This is a genomic window from Pseudomonas sp. GW-45, assembly GCF_056896675.1.
In genome coordinates this window covers 3,552,352-3,573,469 of record NZ_CM167674.1, presented here as the reverse complement: position 1 = coordinate 3,573,469, position 21,118 = coordinate 3,552,352, and the positions used below count along the sequence as shown (strand labels likewise).

The 21,118-nt window shown below is 56.8% G+C and carries 22 protein-coding genes; 8 read left to right on the top strand and 14 right to left on the bottom strand.

Going from position 1 to position 21,118, the window contains the following annotated elements; genetic code table 11:
- The first annotated feature begins 40 nt into the window (after window positions 1–40).
- The 5 genes from AC1XYH_RS16875 (at window position 41) to AC1XYH_RS16855 (ending at window position 4,655) form a co-directional block, all read left to right on the top strand.
- Entirely contained in the window at window positions 41–484 is a 444-nt protein-coding gene (locus tag AC1XYH_RS16875) for a F0F1 ATP synthase subunit epsilon (RefSeq protein ID WP_483324276.1), read from the top strand.
- A 124-nt stretch (window positions 485–608) separates the two neighbouring features.
- The gene (glmU, locus tag AC1XYH_RS16870) at window positions 609–1,970 is read left to right on the top strand and encodes a bifunctional UDP-N-acetylglucosamine diphosphorylase/glucosamine-1-phosphate N-acetyltransferase GlmU (protein WP_483324275.1); all 1,362 of its coding nucleotides are present in this window, start codon (window positions 609–611) and stop codon (window positions 1,968–1,970) included.
- 125 nt (window positions 1,971–2,095) lie between these two features.
- Window positions 2,096–3,280, top strand: coding sequence for a C17 cyclopropane fatty acid synthase CfaB (cfaB, locus tag AC1XYH_RS16865; protein WP_483324274.1), 1,185 nt, complete (start codon window positions 2,096–2,098; stop codon window positions 3,278–3,280).
- A 68-nt stretch (window positions 3,281–3,348) separates the two neighbouring features.
- On the top strand, window positions 3,349–4,209 hold the full coding sequence (locus AC1XYH_RS16860; protein WP_483324273.1) for a flagellar brake protein: 861 nt from the start codon (window positions 3,349–3,351) through the stop codon (window positions 4,207–4,209).
- On the top strand, window positions 4,206–4,655 hold the full coding sequence (locus AC1XYH_RS16855; protein WP_483324272.1) for a DUF192 domain-containing protein: 450 nt from the start codon (window positions 4,206–4,208) through the stop codon (window positions 4,653–4,655). The genes AC1XYH_RS16860 and AC1XYH_RS16855 overlap by 4 nt, the downstream gene beginning before the upstream one ends.
- Window positions 4,656–4,677: 22 nt before the next feature.
- On the opposite strand, the gene AC1XYH_RS16850 is transcribed toward AC1XYH_RS16855, so the two are convergent.
- From AC1XYH_RS16850 to AC1XYH_RS16815, 8 genes are all read right to left on the bottom strand, one after another.
- Window positions 4,678–5,052, bottom strand: coding sequence for an NADH:ubiquinone oxidoreductase (locus AC1XYH_RS16850; protein WP_483324271.1), 375 nt, complete (start codon window positions 5,050–5,052; stop codon window positions 4,678–4,680).
- 31 nt (window positions 5,053–5,083) lie between these two features.
- Complete coding sequence (locus tag AC1XYH_RS16845) at window positions 5,084–6,052, bottom strand: CobW family GTP-binding protein (RefSeq protein ID WP_483324270.1); 969 nt, start codon at window positions 6,050–6,052, stop codon at window positions 5,084–5,086.
- Between the two features lie 86 nt (window positions 6,053–6,138).
- Entirely contained in the window at window positions 6,139–6,516 is a 378-nt protein-coding gene (locus AC1XYH_RS16840) for a DUF3301 domain-containing protein (protein WP_483324269.1), read from the bottom strand.
- 68 nt (window positions 6,517–6,584) lie between these two features.
- Entirely contained in the window at window positions 6,585–7,778 is a 1,194-nt protein-coding gene (locus AC1XYH_RS16835; RefSeq protein ID WP_483324268.1) for a GGDEF domain-containing protein, read from the bottom strand.
- Between the two features lie 67 nt (window positions 7,779–7,845).
- Window positions 7,846–8,550 carry a tRNA (N6-threonylcarbamoyladenosine(37)-N6)-methyltransferase TrmO gene (tsaA, locus tag AC1XYH_RS16830; protein WP_483324267.1) on the bottom strand — a complete coding sequence of 235 codons (705 nt, stop codon included), beginning with the start codon at window positions 8,548–8,550 and terminating at the stop codon, window positions 7,846–7,848.
- A 1-nt stretch (window position 8,551) separates the two neighbouring features.
- Window positions 8,552–9,484 carry an alpha/beta fold hydrolase gene (locus tag AC1XYH_RS16825; RefSeq protein WP_483324266.1) on the bottom strand — a complete coding sequence of 311 codons (933 nt, stop codon included), beginning with the start codon at window positions 9,482–9,484 and terminating at the stop codon, window positions 8,552–8,554.
- 120 nt (window positions 9,485–9,604) lie between these two features.
- A complete protein-coding gene (locus AC1XYH_RS16820) occupies window positions 9,605–10,141 on the bottom strand; it encodes a DUF3299 domain-containing protein (RefSeq protein ID WP_483324265.1) in 537 nt (178 codons plus the stop codon).
- Between the two features lie 126 nt (window positions 10,142–10,267).
- Entirely contained in the window at window positions 10,268–10,909 is a 642-nt protein-coding gene (locus tag AC1XYH_RS16815) for a TetR/AcrR family transcriptional regulator (RefSeq protein ID WP_483324264.1), read from the bottom strand.
- A 184-nt stretch (window positions 10,910–11,093) separates the two neighbouring features.
- Here AC1XYH_RS16815 and AC1XYH_RS16810 point away from each other — a divergent pair, with 184 nt between their 5' ends.
- Together AC1XYH_RS16810 and AC1XYH_RS16805 are read left to right on the top strand one after the other, a co-directional pair.
- On the top strand, window positions 11,094–12,314 hold the full coding sequence (locus AC1XYH_RS16810; protein WP_483324263.1) for an acyl-CoA dehydrogenase family protein: 1,221 nt from the start codon (window positions 11,094–11,096) through the stop codon (window positions 12,312–12,314).
- A gap of 99 nt (window positions 12,315–12,413) precedes the next feature.
- Window positions 12,414–13,400, top strand: a complete 987-nt coding sequence (locus tag AC1XYH_RS16805; RefSeq protein ID WP_483324262.1) for an alpha/beta hydrolase — start codon at window positions 12,414–12,416, stop codon at window positions 13,398–13,400.
- A 234-nt stretch (window positions 13,401–13,634) separates the two neighbouring features.
- Here the strand turns inward: AC1XYH_RS16805 and AC1XYH_RS16800 are convergent, their stop codons facing one another.
- The 5 genes from AC1XYH_RS16800 to AC1XYH_RS16780 form a co-directional block, all read right to left on the bottom strand.
- Window positions 13,635–14,717, bottom strand: coding sequence for a 5-(carboxyamino)imidazole ribonucleotide synthase (locus AC1XYH_RS16800; RefSeq protein WP_483324261.1), 1,083 nt, complete (start codon window positions 14,715–14,717; stop codon window positions 13,635–13,637).
- Window positions 14,718–14,727: 10 nt separating this feature from the next.
- On the bottom strand, window positions 14,728–15,219 hold the full coding sequence (purE, locus tag AC1XYH_RS16795) for a 5-(carboxyamino)imidazole ribonucleotide mutase (RefSeq protein WP_483324260.1): 492 nt from the start codon (window positions 15,217–15,219) through the stop codon (window positions 14,728–14,730).
- A gap of 185 nt (window positions 15,220–15,404) precedes the next feature.
- Entirely contained in the window at window positions 15,405–16,103 is a 699-nt protein-coding gene (locus tag AC1XYH_RS16790) for a carbonic anhydrase (RefSeq protein WP_483324259.1), read from the bottom strand.
- Window positions 16,104–16,231: 128 nt separating this feature from the next.
- On the bottom strand, window positions 16,232–18,043 hold the full coding sequence (oadA, locus tag AC1XYH_RS16785; RefSeq protein WP_483324258.1) for a sodium-extruding oxaloacetate decarboxylase subunit alpha: 1,812 nt from the start codon (window positions 18,041–18,043) through the stop codon (window positions 16,232–16,234).
- A 51-nt stretch (window positions 18,044–18,094) separates the two neighbouring features.
- Window positions 18,095–19,510, bottom strand: a complete 1,416-nt coding sequence (locus AC1XYH_RS16780) for an acetyl-CoA carboxylase biotin carboxylase subunit (protein ID WP_483324257.1) — start codon at window positions 19,508–19,510, stop codon at window positions 18,095–18,097.
- A 255-nt stretch (window positions 19,511–19,765) separates the two neighbouring features.
- Here AC1XYH_RS16780 and AC1XYH_RS16775 point away from each other — a divergent pair, with 255 nt between their 5' ends.
- On the top strand, window positions 19,766–20,701 hold the full coding sequence (locus AC1XYH_RS16775; RefSeq protein WP_483324256.1) for a LysR family transcriptional regulator: 936 nt from the start codon (window positions 19,766–19,768) through the stop codon (window positions 20,699–20,701).
- 59 nt (window positions 20,702–20,760) lie between these two features.
- Here the strand turns inward: AC1XYH_RS16775 and AC1XYH_RS16770 are convergent, their stop codons facing one another.
- Window positions 20,761–20,976, bottom strand: coding sequence for a hypothetical protein (locus AC1XYH_RS16770; RefSeq protein ID WP_483324255.1), 216 nt, complete (start codon window positions 20,974–20,976; stop codon window positions 20,761–20,763).
- Window positions 20,977–21,118 lie beyond the last annotated feature (142 nt).

The window sequence follows — 21,118 nt, the reverse complement described above, 5'->3', positions numbered from 1 at the left end:
GGTGCGTCCCCGTAAGGGGACGCAAAACCGAGGCAAAATAATGGCTATGACAGTGCATTGCGATATCGTAAGCGCGGAAGAAGAGCTGTTTTCAGGCTTGGTTGAGCGCGTGATAGCACACGGTAACTTAGGTGACCTAGGTATCATGCCTGGTCACGCACCGTTGCTGACCGACCTCAAGCCGGGTCCCGTTCGGGTGATCAAACAGGATGGCAGTGAAGAGGTGTTTTACATCTCTGGCGGCTTCCTGGAAGTGCAACCCAACGTGGTCAAAGTGCTTGCCGACACAGCTGTGCGTGCCGGTGACATTGACGAAGCAGCTGCTCTGGAAGCAAAGAAAGCCGCGGAAGCGGCTCTCAACGAGAAAGGCGCCGAGTTCGATTACGGTTCGGCTTCTGTCCGTCTTGCTGAGGCGGCAGCGCAACTGCGTACCGTGCAGGAACTTCGCAAGAGATACGGTGGATCTGCGAGCAATAATCGCTGATTTTTCCGGCAACAAAAAAGGCAGCTTCGGCTGCCTTTTTTGTTTTTAACTGTCCGCCCGACGCTGGAAGCTGCGTCTTTTGCTATCATCTTCCGCACGTTTATCTCCATAACAGGACGTTTCAATGAATCTGCACGTTGTCATTCTCGCCGCCGGCCAAGGCACCCGTATGCGCTCTTCGCTACCCAAGGTCTTGCACCCGGTTGCGGGCAAGCCAATGTTGGGACATGTGATTGATTGCGCCCGCGCACTCTCGCCCCAGCGTATTCACGTTGTGATTGGTCACGGTGCGCAGCGAGTGCAGCAGCAACTGGATGCCGCGGACATTAATTGGGTTATGCAGCATGAGCAGCTCGGCACAGGTCATGCGGTAGCTCAAGCGCTGCCGGCTACTGCTGGGGCAGAGCAGATCCTGGTGCTCTATGGGGACGTACCTTTGTTGCAGGTGGAAACGCTAGCGCAGCTAAGTCGCCAGGCTGGTTCGCAGGCGCTGGGCTTGCTGACAGTGAGTATGCAGGATCCCACCGGCTATGGACGGATAGTGCGTGATGCCGCACAGCGCGTGATGGCTATCGTTGAGCAGAAGGACGCCAGCCCAGAGCAACTGCTGATCAACGAGGGCAACACCGGCATCATGGCGCTGCCTGGCAGCCGCGCGTCTGACTGGCTGGGCAGTCTGTCGAATCAGAACGCACAGGGCGAATATTATCTGACCGACGTGGTTGCATTGGCAGTTGCTGAGGCGGTGCCAGTCGAGGTTGCCCAGCCGGAAACCGAGAACGAAGTCATGGGCGCCAATAACCGTATGCAACTGGCGGTGCTGGAGCGCGAATATCAGGCGCGTCAGGCGCTGCGTTTGATGACCGCAGGCGTCACGCTGGCTGATCCGCAGCGCGTCGATGTGCGGGGTGAATTGACCGTGGGCCGGGATATCAGCGTTGATATCAACGTGGTGTTTGAGGGCAAGGTCAGTATTGCCGATAACGTGATCATTGAGGCCAACTGCGTCATCCGTGATTCGTCTATTGCTGCGGGTAGCCATATCAAGGCGTTCAGTCATCTGGAGCAGGCTGTTGTGGGCGAAGACTGTGATGTCGGCCCCTACGCGCGCCTGCGTCCGGGCACGCGGCTTGCCAAGGGCGCCAAGATAGGCAATTTTGTGGAAACCAAGAATGCCGTTATCGGTGAGGGCTCCAAGGTCAATCATCTGTCGTATATTGGGGATGCAGAGGTCGGCAGTGACGCGAACATCGGCGCTGGCACCATCACCTGCAACTATGACGGCGCCAACAAGCACAAAACCGTCATCGAAGATGGCGCTTTTATCGGTACTAACACTGCACTAGTTGCACCCGTGACCGTGGGTGCTAGGGCAACTACCGCAGCGGGCTCCACCATCACCACGGATGTCCCAGCCGACAGTCTGGCAGTGAGCCGTGCGCGGCAGCGCAACATTAGCGGCTGGAAACGTCCGCAGAAGAGTTAAAGCCGTCGGGTGTAGCTCAGCAGTAAACCGGCAATAGAAGTATCGTTCGCAGCGCACAGACAACATCTATCGATAGCTGTTCTATATTGATAGATGTTTTGGCCTGGCCGGAGAGGTACTCACGCATGCTTGCACAACTCTCTACATCGCTGAGTTCGCTTAAACTGCCGCTGCGCATCAGTCTCGCTAACGGCGTGTCCTATGATCTTGGCCCTGATCCAAAGGTCATCCTAGAAATACAGGATCCTTCACTGCTGCAGGAGCTATCCAGCCCAACGTTGGATAAGCTCGGTGAGGCTTTTATTCAGCAACGCATGAACATTCATGGCGCTATTATGGATGTGATCGCGGTAGCTGATCACCTAAGCAAATCCCTGCTTGGCGATACCTCGGAAAACGCGCGACCTCGCACTGCCCATGATAAGCAGATGGATGCGGAGGCAATCGCATACCATTATGACCTCTCTAACGACTTTTACGCGCTCTGGCTGGACCCTGAGATGGTCTACTCGTGTGGCTACTTCCATACCGACACTGACTCCTTGGCCAGAGCGCAAATCCAAAAGCTCGATCATCTGTGTCGTAAACTGCGACTTGAGGCGGGTGAGCGATTGCTGGACGTGGGCTGCGGTTGGGGTGGATTGGCGCGACACGCGGCTCGTGAATATGGCGTTAGCGTGTATGGAATTACCCTGAGTCAAGCGCAGTTGTCGTTAGCGCGGGAGCGTGTGGCGGTGCAGGGGCTGAGTAAACAAGTACAGCTGGAGTTGCAGGACTATCGGGACCTAAAGGGGCGGGAACAATTCGACAAGGTAGTTAGTGTAGGTATGTTCGAGCACGTGGGCCACGCCAATCTGGATCGATACTTCGCCATATTGCACGAGCAGGTAAAACCTGGCGGATTGGTAATGAATCACGGCATCACCGCCAAGTACACAGATGGCCGGCAGGTTGGGCGGGGCGCTGGGGAGTTTATCGGACGTTATGTATTCCCGCATGGCGAGTTGCCGCATTTGTCCGTGGCCATTGGCAGCATGAGTGAACAAGGTTTTGAGGTGGTCGATGTGGAAAGCCTGCGGTTGCACTATGCACGCACGCTGGAGTATTGGAGCGCTAATCTGGAAGCGCATTTGGAAAAAGCCAGTCAGTATGTGGATGATCGCGCACTACGCATCTGGCGAATCTATCTGGCCGGATGCGCTTATGGTTTTGCCAAGAACTGGATGAATATTCACCAAATACTGGCGGTTAAGCCGTTCGAAAGTGGTCATCTTGGGTTGCCATGGACGCGCGCTGATCTTTATCGTTGAGATAGCCTGAGGCCATTAACACTGCTACATTGATACGCAGATTTTTTGTCTCTTATCGGAGCGATTGTGTGTCGTTGATAGCCTTAGTTGAGGAAGATATTCCGCTGGGTAAGGCCCTGCCGTGGAATGTTGTGGATGCGGACGGTAAGGTGCTGTTCCCGCATGGTCATGTGATCGACAACAAGCCGTTATTAGGCCAGCTACTCAAGCTAGGCCTTTTTCGGTCGGCCCCGCAACCGGAGCGTGAAGCCCCAGCTGCCGCGCCCTCGGTGGATGCTCACATATCCAGTTTAGCCCAGGTGCAACTGGCGCCTGGAGATCTTGTTCAGTTACAAACTTTGCATCCGACTCACGCAGAGCGTTATCAGGTACGCATGATCGGTTTCCATGCGCCTGTCAGCTTACTGGTGAGCGCGCCTATGCAGCAGGGCAAGCTGGTTTTTGTGAAGGAAGGCCAGCAGTTTCTGGTGCGCGGCTTTGTTGGTAAAGACGCTGTGGCCTATAAAACCCGTGTCCTGAAGTCCAACCTGTCGCCCTATCCCTATTTGCACCTCGCTTATCCCGACAGCGTGCAGTCTATGCGCATCCGTAGCTCTGCGAGAGTCTCTGTGGATCTGGTGACCGCTGTCCATCGCGCCGATGGTAGTCAAGCCGCCGCTAAGATGACTGATATGAGCGTGGGGGGCGCGCGCATGTTATCGCCCAAGCCGTTTGCTCAGAAAGAAGAAGAACTTAAGCTGTCCTTCCGTATTAATCCGGCGGGGCTGGATGTTTACCTGACGATCAATGCGCGGGTGCGTGCAGTAAGTAGCGACGAGACCCAGCAGAGTCAGGTTGCAACAGGCGTTGAGTTTGTTGATCTGAGCGAGCAGGACCGCTTGTATTTGACCAACATGGTTTATCAAAACCTGTTGAAGGAAAATCTGTGATCTTAAGCAGGCTGCTGTTGGTACTGGTGTTCTGCGGGCCGCTGAGCTTATTGGCGCAACCGCAGCAGCAGTTGATGCTCGGCAATCAGCTGTTCAGTTTTGACGTGGCGGCCGACCCAGACAGCCGTCGCGAAGGCCTGATGGGGCGCGAGTTGGCTGCGCATACGGGTATGCTGTTCGATTTTCCGGCAGGCACCCGACCAGCGATCTGGATGCATAATATGCAGATTAGCCTCGATCTGCTGTTTGTTAGTACTGATGGCCGTATTCAGCATGTTTTCGCCGCGGTACCTCCTTGCCAACAGACCCCCTGCAGTATCTATCAGGCGACCCAGCCATTGCGCTACGTGTTGGAACTGCCAGCGGGCACGGCGCAGGCTCTGGACCTGAAGGTAGGTGACCAGTTGGATATGACTGGCCTACCTAAGTCGCCGCCGAAGCTTTAGGTCTTTAATGGCCTGCCCACTCCTATTCTGCTGAAGTTGGTTTTCGCCACTCGCCCTTGCTGATCTTCTCGCAATAAGCTTGCAAAACCGGAGCGTCGTCCGCGTCGCTATAGTAGAAAATCGACTGCTGATACCCCACACCCGCTGTGTGCGATCCCTCACAGATACCATAGGCGCCCTCTGGGCAAGCATCGACCATGCTGACAGAAAAAGTGCGGTCAGGTATTTGCGGGTGGCAAAAGTTCTCTGAAAACAGATGCTTGGGAATAGTTATGTTGCTCTGACATAGTCGAATTGGAACCTGTTGATCCGTGGACTCGATCAGGCAGGCTTGCGCCAAAACGTGTGAGCTGCCGAGCAGCAGCAGGCCAAACAGCGGTATAGAAAATCGGATCATGTAAGCCAGAATCAATAAATAAAGGGTTACATTACTGGGCCAGTACAGTAGCCCGCAAGCCTTGTTCTATTGCCCCAGCATCCATGGTTCCATCAGCGGTAATCAGCTCCACCCGGTTGTCCTGTCGCCAGGCACTGTCTCGCCATGTAAGTGGGGAGTCAGGCAGCAAATTGAAAGCTTTCCAGCCCTGCTCGGTATGCATAACTCCCTTGGCCCTTAGCCAATCGGTAGATTCGAGCCAGTGTAGTAGCTGAACGAGACTGAACACTTGCTGAGGCGACATGCGCCAACCAAGGGAGAAGGGCGCTTGCTGCAGTTGATGAGCCCTGCGCCAGTCTGCTGGGTTGATCCATAGTTCAGGCAAGGCTTTAGCGCCTGTCGGCTCAGGCAAGCTGGTTGTGGTTTGGCCGACGCTCAACTGGGGCAGGACCAGCCAGTCCAGCTCACCATGCTGAGTAAATATCAGCGATTGTTGGCTGAACCGCTGCTGCAGGGCCTGTTTAGCCTGGGTGTCCAGCTGATCTGCCTTGTTACAGATCAACAACCCCGCTAATGGCAGTGCTTGCTCTTGGCTGTCTGCCAGAGGTTTTCCCGCAGCCAGTGCAGCCCCGTCCAGCACCATGACCAGTGGCTGCAGTGCCAGAACGCCCTGCCAAGGCGGTTGGGTTAACTGCTCCAACAGTGCTGCTGGATGACCCAGGCCAGAAGCCTCGATGAACAGGCGGTCTGGCTTGGCCTTGCGTAGCAGCCTGCCAAGGCCAACTTGAAAAGGTAGACCGTTAACGCAGCACAGACAGCCACCCGGTATTTCGCTCAGGCTAACTCCCTCCGATCTTTCCTCGCCCAGCAACGCCATGTCCAACCCTACTTGACCAAATTCGTTGATGAGTAGCGCCCAACGCTCCTTGCTAGGCCGTTGACGCAGCAGGCTTTGCAGCGTGGAGGTTTTGCCTGCGCCAAGGGGGCCGGCGATCAGGTGTGTAGGGATTTGTGTCAGCATGGGAAAGATTCAGGGAGCGGATTGAAAGGGTTCCACGTGGAACAAATTTTGCTTCGTGTAAGTTCAACTATTTGATAAATAAGGAATTAGTGTATTCGGTGTATGGTGGCGCTGTGCTGATCCTGTGGTTCAGGGTTTGGTGCTTCACCTGGGAAGGGGTGTGGCGCCATTTCTAGCTGTAGCTGCTGCTGACCATGCAGGTCGATATAGCCATCGTAGCGATGTTCGCCAGTTACCGTGAACTCAAAAGCATAACGGCGCACCAGGCCGGGCCGCCCACGTCGATTGCGCGCAATCCGCATACCGGTGAGGGCGATGCTTTCATCCAACAGCTGCACATCGCTGCGCTGACAATGATTGCGTACCAGCCGCATGGCTCGGTCGCGTAGTCCCAGATTGCGTAATAGCCACCAACCGATCAGCGTAAGCAACATCAGCAGGGCTACATGACCTAAATTGAACACCGCAAGATTCCCTCAAAGTAAAAATCTAAGCCAGAGTATGCCATGTATCTGTGGTTCTGGGCTGCGTGCTATGGGTTGCTTTGCCAAGCCTGTACGTGGTTACGACCGGCCGCTTTGGCGGCATACAGTGCCTGGTCGGCGCGCTTGAGAAGACTGTCAGGTGTGTCATCAGCTGTCTGCTCAGCTAGCCCGGTGCTGAAGTGCAGCTGGTAACCTTGCTCCTGATAACGGTGCTGTTGACTGGATGCCTCGCTATGCAGGCGCTCGAGCACGCGCAGTGCTTCCGGTAACGCTGTTTGTGGCATTAGTAGCACGAATTCCTCACCACCAAATCGGGCAAATATATCGGTGCGTCGGGCTTGTTCCTGAAAGTACCAGGCGAACTGCTGCAGGGCATGATCGCCGCCTTGATGGCCCAAGCGGTCGTTGAGTTGTTTGAAGTGATCCAAATCCAGCATGGCCAAACACAGTGGGGTGCCGTAGCGCTGCGAGCGGGCCATTTCGTGCACTAGGTGCTCATGAAAAGCACGCCGGTTAAGTATGCAGGTCAACGAATCGCGGGTGGCCAGTTCCTGCAGTTGCTCGGCAAGTTGCCGGCTGCGTGCTAGCACTCGCTGGGTGGTCATCAATGTGCAGCCGACAAAGCCCATGACTAGTGCCGGAATGGCAAAGTTGTACGGCAGCAGGTAGCTGAACGATTGGTATGGCTGGATATAAGGTTGATCATGCCACCAGTCGTGGTAGCCAAGATAACCGCGTAGCAAGGTGACGGCGGAATAGATGAGCAGACTCACGCCGACTAGTAGTTGGGCGGGGCGGGTCTGGGCGTCGTGTTTTTCGCGCAGCAGCAGCCAAATAGCCTGCACCGGCAGTAGACCCGCGATAGTGGAATACACGCCCATGAGAAAATCGGAGTTACCGTCGAACAACCAGTAATGGGTATTGACCAGGGCTATCAGGCCAGCGCTGGTAGGCACTGTCCACCACGGCAGAGGTCGGCCCATAAAGCGAAAAATACCCAATAAAAACAATGCTTCACCGGCCAGCTGCGCGGCGTTTCCGAGCACGTTTAGTACTGGGCTTTTGGTGATAATGAAGCCGATAAACAGGCCTATGCCACTGATCAGCGACCAACTGCCGGCCATCCAGAAGCTTGGGCCTTGCTCGTTGGGGACCATGAAGCGCAATGCCGTAGCACTGACTGCAATGGCGAGCAGCAGAAAGATGCCCAATAACATGGGTGAAAAGTACAACACATCCATAGTGATGCCACGTTCCGTTTGGCGTGTAGCTGGAAGTATATCTGCTATGGAGGAGGAGTGGTGGGCATCAAGCCAGAGGGTTGGCGAGCTGGATATCGATGACGCGGATGGAATCAGGGTTGGGGTAATGCCAACGTACGTTTAGATCCCAGAAGCGGGCGCCATACTCGCGAGTAGGCGCGGGTTGTTGATAAGCGGGTTTGGGGTCTTGCGCCAGGCATTGTTCGATCAGGCTCAATAGGTCGCTGTGCAGTCGCGCGCCCTGTTGTTCAGCCTGCGTGCGGGCAAGTGGCGACCACGTCACGGCAATGGGCGCCGGAGGTGCTGGAGCAAGGTCATTTCGCGCATGGGGCAAGGAATCTGCATAGGGCACGTAGGGCTTGATATCCAACACGGGTGTGCCGTCCAAGAGGTCAATACCGGACAGCAAGAGTTTGCCGTCAACAATGCTCTCCAGCTTTACAACAGATTGGCCCAGCGGATTGGGGCGATGGGTAGCTCGACTAGCAAACACGCCAATACGCTGATTCCCCCCGAGCCGCGGTGGTCTGACGCGTAAATGCTTGGGACCGCTCTCAGCCGCGTGGAAGATGAACAACAACCACAGGTGGCTTACTTGCTCGAGTCCGGCTAGCGCTTCGGGTTGGTTATAGGGTGCAAACAGTTCTAGCGTGCCTGTTGCTGCGGGAGCCAATTGAGGTTGGCGCGGGATGGCAAATTTCTCACTGAAACAAGAATGCACCACGCCTATAGGCTCTAATGAGTAGTTCATGTCACAGGCCAGGCAGGGGTGGAATACTATCGGGTCTATCCGCAGTGATCAGGTGGCTGCAGCCTTCAACCTCGATGATCTGCAGGCTTTCGGCCTGCTGTGCGCTCTGCAGCATAGCGCTGGCATTCAGAATGAGGTCGTGCGAGGGGACTAGAATGGCGCCGAATTTAACGTGCTGATAGATGTCTGTTCCGGTGCTGTCCATCCAATCTGCCAAGTCTTTGATGTTATTAACAAAGGTTCTACCGTAGCGTGGGTTGAAGGGTAGCGCCATGATCAGCTCGCGTTTACGCGGGTTATCCAGTGGGCCAAAAACTTTGGCATTGGCCGGGCTGATGGGCTGTTGTTGCCAGGCGAATAAGTAGAAAGGTGCGAACCAGCGCGCCAATGGTGAGACGGCCTTGTAAGGCTTGCCCTGTGGCAATACCGGGGCTTCGAGTATCACCTCGACCCGTGCAAATAGGTCTGGCCGCTGGCGTGCTGCCTCCAGCGTCACCGCACCGCCGCGCGAATGACCGTGCACGCGTATCTGCGTGCCGGTGGCCAGATGCTCCAATGCCTGATTTAACACCGCGGCGTCGTAGGCAATGGTGCCGGGGCGTTGGCCCGGAATCTTGATCCAGTCCGCTTTAGTGAAACGCGGTTGGTTAACCGGCAAATGATAGTCGGCACTGGTCAGCATGATTAACTGGATATCGGGGTCGGCGTAGTGTTCCGTGAAATAGAGAAAGTTTTCTACAAAGCCGTGCATCACGATCACGCTGCCGGCGGGGGCATCTGCGCGGCTGCGTGCAATAACCGCAGAGCCGACTTGATAGAGCTCTCCATGGAAGTCGACAGCCTGTTTCTGCGGTGACTCGCGGCGCAGTAACCAGCGGCGCAGGCTGGTGACAATGAGCAACAGCAGACCGATCAGGCCAAGCAGAAATTGCATTGAATTCAACTCCATTGAAAATGATGACAGTTCGACAGCATAGCGGATTGCTTCTGTGGATTGGGCCACCCAGCTGGGCGATTGTGTTGCGGCCGTTTGATGTGAGCGCTGATCTCTGCGCTAAGGCCCGTCATAGAGGCCTACATCCTCTGCATCGAGCTGATAGCTGGCATCCGCTAACGCATTGCTACTTTGTGCTACGCGCAACAAACCCTGCACCCATAGTGGTTGGTAAATATCGGAAATATCCATGCCGGCTGGGTAGTCGACCAGAATGATCTGGTTTGGCGGCGGCGGTGGTACGTGGATACAGGCGCCTGCGTATGGCACCAGAAAAAACTGGGTATACCGCCCCTTGGCATCGGTTTCGATTGGTACAGGGTAACCACCAATGCGCAGCTGCTGCTGATCCATTTCCGCTACCACGCGGGTGGAATACATGACTTCCGGCAGATTCTTGTTTTCCTGACGCAGACTGTTAGTAAAGTCTCCATTGGCGTCGGGACCGTTGCCGTGATCCAGGTCAGGCATATCGAGCATGGCTTGATAATCCTCGGCAGGCAGCAGGTCCAGCCAATCGATCTCGCGCACCTCATCGGCGCTGAGCAGCGAGGGAGCAATGAACAAACACAGCAGAAGCAGGCGGAACAGAGGCATACAAAAGCATCCTGTAAGCGGGATCAACACTGAGACCCGCGCAGTTTGCGGCGGTTCCTGCGTTGGCACAAGGGTATTACATGGCTGGCACTGGGCTACCTGATGGGTATGGCGTTTAGGGTTGCATCACTCTGTATGGGCAACCTCGGCACCACTATGAGCACCGCTCAGCAGTTGCTGCCAATGGGTTCGAATGGCTTTCAGTGATTGCTCACCACCCAGCTGCCCACGGAACAGCAACACGCTGCCGAGTACGGTGGAATATTGGATCAGTGCCATGGCGCGTGCGGTGCCTGCTGCAACCAAGGGCTCCAGCAGCTGTGCCGTCTGATCTACCCGGGCGCTGTCCACCGCCGCGACTATGTTGCGGGCGTAGTCATCGCGTTGTGCGAAGTCGCGGATGGCAAACTCTACCTTCATACGTTTGAACTCGACCGCTGGCCCCTCGAACATCAGCGTTAGCACCCGGTCAACTTCCTGCTCGGGCGTCAGCTCAGGGTCTTTTCCAGGCTGCCAGTAACGCAAGCCCTTGATGCGCAACGCCTGCCATTGGTCGAGAAACAGGTGGATAAAGCTGCCAAGGTCATCGAAATGCCAATAGAAGCTGCCGCGCGTCACCTTCAAGCGTTTGGCCAGAGGCAGTACCCGTAGCTTATCGAAGCCGCCCTCAAGGATGGCTTCGGTCGCCGCATTGAACCAATCCTGCTGACTGAGCACCGCCCGACCGGTCGGGCGGCCGCGTGGTGTGGGTTTAGCGGTGGCGGGCATGGCAACAATCTCGATGATAAAACAGGCCGGGCATTATAAGTCAGACGAAGGCCGCGTCATATCGGTTTCCATACACAATTGACAATACACCTGTGTATTGAGATTTTGATTGTCAGGACGCCACTGGCAGCTCGTTTTCAACAGACTGCTATGAGCGAATGCGAACCGAGTCAGGAGTTAAACCATGTACCAGCAAACCGAACGGGGCCTGGATCTGCAAAAACGCGTATCGGCCTTTATGGACGAGCACATCTTCCCTAACGAGCAGGCCTACGAAGAAGAAATTCGCGCCAACGAGAAGGCCGGCAACGCGTACACCACGGTCAAATTGATGGAAGAGCTCAAGGCCAAGTCACGTGCTGCGGGCTTATGGAACCTGTTCCTGCCGGAGGCCGAGCATGGCCCGGGGCTGACCAACATGGAATACGCGCCCTTGGCTGAGCTGATGGGCCGTGTGCCGGGCATGTGGGCGTCTGAAGTGTTCAACTGCGGTGCGCCGGATACCGGCAACATGGAAGTGCTGGCGCGTTACGGCAACAAAGAGCATCAGCAGCGCTGGTTGACGCCGTTGCTTAATGGCGAAATTCGCTCGGCCTTCGCCATGACCGAACCCTTGGTAGCTTCCTCTGACGCCACCAATATCGAAACGCGCATTGAACGTGATGGCGACGAGTATGTGATTAACGGCCGCAAGTGGTACATCTCTGGTGCCGCCAACGATCGTTGCGAAATCATGATCGTGATGGGCAAGAGCGACCCTGAAAACCCCAATCGCCATCAGCAGCAGTCGATGATTCTGGTACCCAAAAACACCCCTGGCGTGACCATTTTGCGCGATATGGGCTGCTACGGTTATATGGACCCACCCTACGGCCATCCGGAAATCGTTTTCGACAACGTACGCGTGCCTGCTAGCAACATGCTGCTGGGCGAAGGTCGCGGCTTTGAAATTGCTCAAGGTCGACTCGGGCCGGGCCGTATCCACCACTGCATGCGGGTTATCGGTCAGGCCGAGCGGGCACTGGCACTGATGTGCGGACGCTTGAGTCAGCGAGTGGCCTTTCATAAGCCGCTGTCTGAGCAGGGCGTGTGGCGTGAGCGCATTGCCGAATCGCGGATCATGATCGATCAAGCACGCTTTCTGGTGATGAACGCGGCGTATCTGATGGATACCGTCGGCAATAAAGTCGCCGCCAAACAGATTGCGATGATCAAGGTGGCGGCGCCTAACATGGCCTGTCAGGTAATCGATTGGGCAATCCAGGCGCACGGCGCCGGTGGCTTCTCGTCCGACTTCCCGTTGGCGCAGCTATATGTTTACGCGCGTCACCTGCGTATGGCTGATGGCCCGGATGAAGTGCACCGCAATGCGGTTGCCAAGGCAGAGCTGAAAGCCTACCAATAGGGGCTGTGATTGAGCGCCTGCCGTGAATCTCTGGATGCACGGCAGGCGTTTTGGTTTCAGAATCATCCAGGTCAAAACAAGAATAATGCTGAGGTGAGTATGTTGGGTCGTTCTATTGAGTATTGGCCGGGGCTCGCCCTGGCAGCGTTGTTGGTGTCGGCTCCGGTAATGGCCGAGGCGGCGTCAGAGCAAGTGTTGGTTAAGCGCGATATCGTGTACGGGCAAGGGCTGATCGACGCGGATAGTCAGCCGCGCGAACGCGATCTGCTGATGGATTGGTATCAGCCTGCTGCTGTTTCCGATGAGCCACGCCCGGCGGTCATCATGGCTTTCGGTGGCTCTTTTTTGCGTGGCAGCAAGGGCGATGAGCATTTCCATGAAAACGGCTCCCAGGACTCTTCGATGGCAGAGTACTGCCTGGCCTTTGCTCGGCGTGGATACAACTGCTTCTCCATTGAATATCGTTTGATGCAGGAAAATCCGGCGCTGGCAGAAGCGATTCCGGTAGATAAATTAATGCCGGAGAACCTGGCGATTACCCCGCAAACCACCGCACGTATCGATTTTGCCCGTCAGGCTCAGGGGCTCGAGCCGATGGACGACAAGCTGCGTGCGCAGTTCTGGCAGGCGTTGCTCAGTGCCAGCGAAGACATGGCCTCGGCGGTGGCGCATGTGCGCAGCCAGAGCGATAAGTACAGTGTGGACCCGGAGCGCATCGCGATTGGTGGGTTCTCTGCGGGTGCGATAACCGCGATCAATGCCGCCTACGGGCGTCAGCTGCCGGTCAAGGCGGTGTTATCCATGTCGGGCAGCACCTGGGGTTATCTGCTGCCTGGGCATGTTGGTAACTCGGCTCCACCATTACTGCAGTTTGTTGGTCAGGAAGATTTGCCCGGTGTGGTGCGCGGTAGCGCGGCGGTGGCGGCGGCGCTGGATGATGTTGGTGTTGAGCGCCAGATGGCGTGGGTGCCGGGGTTTGGGCATTTTTATCCGATGGGCGCGGTCAGTCTGGCTGCTGACTTCAGCAAGTTGTCGGTTGAGCAGCGGGCGGTTGAGTTTTTGCAGCGGCAGTTGATGACGCAGTGAGTCTGTTGCTCGACTTTTTACGTTCTCACTGCAGACTTGGCGTTGTTTTCGAGTCATCTTTTCGCCTTATTGGCGAGCTAAGGGGGCCCGGGCAAGCGGCCCCCTTTGGCTCGCCGGCAGGGCGAAAGGCTGACCATGTAAAAACTGCAAAGCTTCGTCTGAACACTTGCGTACAAGCATGAACAAAAAAAGGCGCAACACTCGCATGCTGCGCCTTTCTCAATGCCAGGTTGATCAGCCCTTGATCAGCGCCTCAACCTCAGCAATCCGACCCTTCAACGTAGCCATATCTGCACTACGCAGCGTCGCGTGCCCGACCTTGCGGCCCGCCTTGAACGCTTTTCCGTAATGGTGCAGGTGGCATTGTTCGATGGCGGTGACTTTAGCGACGTCCGGCACTTCGCCGATGAAGTTGAGCATCGCGGCTTCGCCCAACGTGGCGGTGGAGCCCAGCGGCAATCCGGCGATGGCGCGCAGGTGGTTCTCGAACTGGCTGCACTCGCTGCCCTCGATAGTCCAGTGGCCGGAGTTGTGTACGCGCGGGGCGATCTCGTTGGCTTTCAGGCCGCCATCAACCTCGAAGAACTCGAAAGCCATCACGCCGACGTATTCCAGCTGATTGAGCACCTTGCTCACGTAGCCTTCGGCCAACGCCTGCAGCGGGTGTGCGGTGCTGGCGACCGAGAGCTTGAGAATGCCGTTTTCGTGGTTATTGTGCACCAACGGATAGAAGCGGGTTTCACCGTCGCGGGCGCGTACCGCAATCAGCGAGACTTCACCCGTGAAGGGTACAAAGCCCTCCAGAATGCAGGGCACGCTACCTAGCTCGGCGAAGGCGCCGGTGACGTCTTCGGGTTGCCGCAGCACTTTCTGGCCTTTGCCGTCATAACCCAGGGTGCGGGTTTTCATCACCGCTGGCAGGCCGATGCTAGCGGCTGCTGTGTCGAGATCAGACTGGGACTGGATGTCGGCGAATTCTGGTGTCGGGATGCCAAGGTCCTGGAACATCGATTTCTCGAACCAGCGGTCACGGGCAATGCGTAGCGACTCTGCATTCGGGTAGACCGGCACGAACTGCGACAGGAAGGCGACGGTTTCTGCCGGTACGCTTTCGAACTCGAAGGTCACCACGTCGACCTCTTCGGCCAATTGGCGCAGGTGATCCTGGTCGTTGTAATCCGCGTGGATATGTTCGCCGAGCGCTTGCGCACAGGCATCCGGGGCTGGGTCGAGAAAGACGAACTGCTGTCCCAGTGGGGTGCCGGCTAGAGCCAGCATGCGCCCAAGCTGTCCACCACCGATTACGCCAATCTTCATAGTCGATTCCTCAGGCCAGACGGGGGTCTGCGTTGTTCAACACATTTTCAGTCTGCTGGGCGCGGAAGTCTTGCAGCGCCTGGCTGAATTCAGGGTGCTTGCCACCCAGAATGCTGGCGGACAGCAACGCCGCGTTGATTGCGCCGGCTTTGCCGATAGCTAGAGTGGCAACGGGCACACCCGCAGGCATCTGCACAATGGAGAGTAGCGAGTCGACACCGGAGAGCATGGATGACTGTACTGGCACGCCGAGCACCGGCAGGTGGGTCTTGGCCGCGCACATGCCGGGCAGATGGGCTGCACCGCCTGCGCCAGCGATGATCACTTCAATACCCTTGCCGGCCGCTTCTTCAGCGTACTGAAACAGCAGGTCAGGGGTGCGGTGAGCAGACACCACTTTTACTTCGTAGGGGATGCCCAGTTGATCCAGCATATCGGCCGTATGGCTCAAGGTGGACCAGTCGGACTTGGAGCCCATGATCACGCCAACCAGTGCGCTCATCTGTTTTGTGCCTCGCTCAGTGTTGCCGCCCGCAGACGGTAAAAACCAACAAGCCACGGCAGAGAACTGACGTGGCTTGGAGAACACAGAGCGGGCGCTATGAAGGGCGGCCCGCCCTGCAAAATAGAATCAAGCGGCGCAGTATACCCGTATTGCGGTGAATACAGAATGTTGGCCGACGAAACTCAATCTTTGCTGTAGCGCGCGCGTGGCGTGGCCATTGGCAGCGGACCTTCGCCAATCTGGCGGAACTGGCCGGTGTCGGCGTCAAAGGCGCGAATATGCGCGGTTTCGATGTCGTACACCCAGCCATGGATAAACAACTCACCCCGGGCCAGACGCGAGGCTACCGACGGGTGCGTGGCGAGATGTTGCAGCTGGGCCAGCACGTTTTCTTCGGTCATCATGCCGAGCTTGCTGGCTTCGCAGTTGCAGTTATCTTCAACCACAATTTTGGCGACTTCTGCGTGGCGCAACCAGGCTTTGACCGTGGGCAGCGAGTCTAGCGTGGCCGGGTTGAGTACGGCTTTCATCGCACCGCAATCGGAGTGACCACAAATAATGATGTGGTGTACGTTGAGCGCCAGTACGGCGAACTCGATAGCGGTGGACACGCCGCCCATCATTTGGCCGTAGGGCGGTACAACGTTGCCGACGTTACGTGAAACGAAAAGGTCGCCTGGCGAGCTTTGAGTGATCAGCTCGGGAGCTACGCGCGAATCCGCGCAGGTGATGAACATGGCGCGTGGCGTCTGTTCATGGGCGAGCTTTTTGAACAGCTCTTGCTGCTCAGGGTAGACCTCGTTACGAAAACGGGTGAAGCCATCGACAATCTGTTTGAGAGCCTCTTCGGCCGTTTCATTAGGTTTAGAGTTGTTATCCATTGTGCAGTCTCAATCATCAGGTTGGGCTGTAGGGTTAGACGATCACTGTCTCATACACGACACCGGCGCCTTGAGGCGCCGGTGCAGTTATTTGTTAGCCGGTGTTGCCACCGGCTGCACGGCGCAGTTCAGGCTTCGATTTCGATCAAAATCTCGCCCGGGTTAACCCGGTCACCCTTGGCGACGTTGACTGCTTTCACGGTGCCGCCGATACCGGCCTGGATCTCGCTTTCCATCTTCATGGCTTCGCTAACCAGTACCGCTTGGCCGGCTTTCACGCTGTCACCCACGGCGACCAGCACATCGACTACGTTGCCCGGCATACTGGTGGTTACGTGGCCGGGTTCGCTGGCCTGTTTGCGCTTGCTGCCGCCTTCGCCAACAAAGGCATTGAGTGGCTCGAATACGGCTTCTTCCGGCATACCATCCAGGCTCAGGTAGAAGTGACGCTTGCCGTCGCCCTTGACGCTCACGCCGGTGATATCAACGCGATAGGACTCGCCATGTACGTCGATGATGAACTCGGTCGGTACGCCTTCGCTGCTGGCAGCGGGCGCACCTTCGCCTGGCAGCGGCAACAGGACCTCTGGTTTAAGAGTGCCGGCTTCGCGCTCTTCGAGGAACTTACGCCCGATATCCGGGAACATAGCGTAAGTCAGCACGTCTTCTTCGGTCTTCGCCAACGCGCCCACTTCGCCGCGTAGACGATCCATTTCCGGCTTTAGTAGATCAGCGGGTCGTACGTCGATGATCTCTTCATTGCCAATTGCCTGGCGCTGCAGTTTCTCATTGATCGTGCCTGGCGCTTGACCGTATCCGCCTTGTAAATACAGCTTCACCTCGTTGGTGATGGTCTTGTACCGCTCACCTGCCATTACGTTGAACACCGCCTGGGTGCCGACGATTTGCGAAGTAGGTGTGACCAGCGGCGGAAAGCCGAGGTCTTCACGCACCCGCGGGATTTCTGCGAATACGTCTTGAATGCGATCCAGCGCACCCTGTTCCTTCAACTGATTAGCGAGGTTGGACATCATGCCGCCCGGCACCTGATTGACCTGCACGCGGGTATCCACACCGGTGAACTCGCTCTCGTACTGGTGGTACTTTTTGCGTACGGCGTGGAAGTACATACCGATTTCCTGCAGCAGCTCCAGGTCCAGGCCAGTATCGAACTCGGTGCCCTTAAGCGCCGCGACCATGGATTCGGTGCCCGGATGACTGGTGCCCCAAGCCATGGAGGAGATGGCGGTGTCGATGTGATCGGCGCCGTTCTCAATCGCTTTGAGCTGACACATCGCGGCCAGGCCAGCGGTGTCGTGCGAGTGAATAAACACAGGCAGATCCAGCTCGGCTTTCAGCGCTTTGACCAGTTCGCCGGTAGCGAACGGCGTCAGCAGGCCGGCCATGTCCTTGATGGCGATGGAATCAACGCCCATCTCGGCCATCGCTTTGGCTTGCTTCACAAAGGCTTCGACCGTGTGCACAGGGCTGGTGGTGTAGGCGATGGTGCCTTGCGCATGCTTGCCGGCCGCTTTAACAGCCTCGATGGAAACCTTAAGGTTACGCACATCGTTCATGGCATCGAAAATACGGAATACGTCGATGCCATTTTCGGCGGCCTTGGCCACGAAGGCGCGAACCACGTCATCGCTGTAGTGGCGGTAGCCGAGCAAGTTCTGGCCGCGCAGCAGCATCTGTAGGCGGGTGTTCGGCAGAGCAGCGCGCAGCTGACGCAGGCGCTCCCAAGGATCTTCCTTAAGGAAGCGGACGCAGGCGTCAAAGGTAGCGCCGCCCCAAACTTCCAGCGACCAGTAGCCAACCTGATCCAGCTTGCCGCAGATGGGCAGCATGTCTTCGGTGCGCAGACGGGTGGCCAACAGCGACTGGTGGGCGTCGCGCAGAACGGTATCGGTTACGGTAATTTTGCGTGTAGTGCTCATTATCTGTTCCTCATCAGCTGCAAGCTTCAAGCGTCAGGCTTGCCGCTATGGTCATAGTCCGGCGTGCGCCGCAATCGCGGTGGCGATGGCCAGGGCCAATTCTTCGGGTTTGCGTTTTACTGAATAGTTCAGCAATTCCGGGTGCGCTTCTACGAAGCTGGTGTTGAACACGCCGCTACGGAATTCGGCATTGCGTAAAATTTCCTGATAGTAAGGCGTGGTGGTTTTCACACCCTGCAGGCGCATATCGTCGAGTGCGCGCAGGCCACGATCCAGTGCCTCTTCCCAGGTAGGTGCCCAAACAATCAGTTTCAAACACATGGAGTCGAAGTTCGGCGGAATGGTGTAACCCGTGTAGATCGCCGTATCCACGCGTACACCGGGGCCGCCCGGGGCGTAGTAACGGGTGATCTTGCCGAAAGACGGGAAGAAGTTGTTCTTCGGATCTTCGGCGTTGATGCGGAACTGAATCGCAAAGCCCTGGTGATGAATGTCTTCCTGCTTCATCGACAGCGGCAGACCGGAGGCGATGCGGATCTGTTCGCGGACTACGTCGATGCCGGTGATCTGCTCGGTAATGGTGTGCTCGACCTGAACCCGGGTATTCATTTCCATGAAATACACTTCGCCCTCGGCCAGCAAGAACTCCACGGTACCCGCGTTCTCGTAACCCACTGCCTGCGCTGCTTTCACTGCGAGGTCGCCGATATAGGCGCGCTGTTCGGGTGTCAGCTGTGGGCTAGGGGCAATTTCGATCAGCTTCTGATTGCGCCGCTGGATTGAGCAGTCGCGCTCGAACAGGTGCACGGTGTTGCCGTGACTGTCAGCCAGAATTTGCGCTTCGATGTGCTTGGGATTAACGATGCACTTCTCAAGAAAGATGTCCGCCGAGCCAAAGGCCTTGGTGGCCTCGGAGATAACCCGTGGCCAGGACTGTTCCAGCTCGGCCTTATCGTTACAGCGGCGAATACCGCGACCGCCGCCACCGGAGGTGGCCTTGAGCATCACCGGGTAACCCACCCGCTCGGCTTCGCGCATGGCTTCCGCCATGTCGGCGAGGTTGTCTTCGGTGCCGGGGGTGACCGGTACGCCAGCGGCAATCATGCTGCGTCGCGCTTGGGTTTTGTCGCCCATGCGAGTAATTACATCGCCGGACGGACCGATAAACTTAATCCCGCGCTCAGCGCAGATATGCGCCAACTCAGCATTTTCAGATAGGAAGCCATAACCGGGGTGCAATGCATCACAACCGGTTTCGACCGCAAGGTTAACCAGTTGACGTGCGTTCAGGTAACCCGCCAGCGGGTCGCTGCCGACGTTGTAGGATTCGTCAGCGCGCTTGACGTGCAGGGCATAGCGATCGGCGTCGGTATAAACCGCAACCGAGGTGATGCCCATCTCTGCACAGGCGCGGATGATGCGAACCGCAATCTCTCCACGGTTGGCAATCAGGATTTTCTTGATCACGTACGCGTTCCTCGTGGTGGTGATCGAGTGGATGCTCGAAAACGTTTGCGTATCACCGCGCCGGTGCGTGGCCGACGGGTAATACATTGCAAAATATTTCTCTGTGTACCCTAGGCGTGTCGCTACCACATGTGAAATGAATAATATTTGGCTTATCTATAAGTAATTGCTTATATATGGGCTTTACGTCATCATTTTAGGGCTTTAGGCGGGTTTCTGAGCTTCTTCTCTGTCCTCTCATCAGGTTAGACCATCATGCGAAAATCCCTACTGCGAATGACATTGCGCCAGTTGCAGGTATTCCGCGCGGTCTGTGAAAACCGCTCCTATAGTCGCGCGGCTGAGGACATGTCACTCACCCAGCCGGCAGTCAGTTTGCAGATTCGGCAGTTGGAAGAGCAGGTTGGCCTACCGCTGTTCGAGTACGTGGGGCGCAAGCTGTACTTGACCGAAGCGGCGGAATCATTGATTAGCGCCAGTGACGACATATTTGATCGGCTGGACAGCCTCGATATGAACCTCTCCAGTCTGCAGGGCAGTTTGAAGGGCGAGTTGCGTTTGGCGGCCGCGAGCAGCATTCAATACGTTCTGCCGCACCTGTTAGCTGCCTTTCGGCAGCGCTTCCCGGAAATTAGTTTTCGCGTTGAGGTGGCTAGCCGTTCGCAGATTATTCAACGGCTCGCGGATAACCGTGATGATCTGGTGGTTATGGGGCTGGTGCCGGCGGACCGTGCGCTGGAGTTTTTCCCCTTCCTGAATAATCCGATTGTGGCGGTTGCCGCGCCGGATCATCCGTTGGCCGGTCAACAACAGCTACCATTGTCTATGCTGGAAGCAGAGATGGTGCTGCAGCGCGAAGCGGGCTCGGGTATTCGCAAGGCGTGCGATGAGTTTTTGCAGCTCAAGCGGGTGCATTTGCAGCAAGTGATGCAGTTGGGTTCGACCGAGTCGCTGGTACAGGGCGCGATTGCCGGGCTGGGTATAGCGCTGGTGCCTGGGCATGCGGCTGCTCCCTATATTCGCCACGGGGAACTGGTCTGCCTGAATATCACCGAGTTGCCGCTGATGCGCAGCTGGTGTGCGGTACACGCCAGAGGCAAGCGTTTGAGTCCGGTAGCGGAGGCGTTTTTGGGTTTTCTGCGTGAGGAGCGGGCGCTGATTCGCCAGTTGGCGGAGCCCTTTGAGCCATAGCACTTGCAGGCGTTGGTCGAGCGCCCTGCCTAGTTGTTAACCGGCAGGGCTTGAGCTGTCTAGTAGCGTGGTTGCGACCTGTGGTGGTCGGTCTGGCCGAGCAACTCAGGGAAGTCGCAGAAGGTGGCCTGCAGGCTTTGGCTTTCGCGGTAATCTTCGATGGCGCGGCGATAGGACATGCGTCGTTTGTCTTCCTGGCGCCGCCGTTCGCGGCGCAGGTCGTTGCTTGAGGTACTTGAGCTGTTGTCACTAAGGTAATCTGGATCAAAGGCCATGGGGCTGTCTCCCGGGTCAGTGAGTATTTGGCGACCGGGTCATCATGACGGTAAGGGTATGACGGGCTGATGACAGGAGGCAGCCGCCTGTCGGGCTAGGCGCTAAAATACAACAGAGCTGCAGGGCTTAATGAGGAGTAGC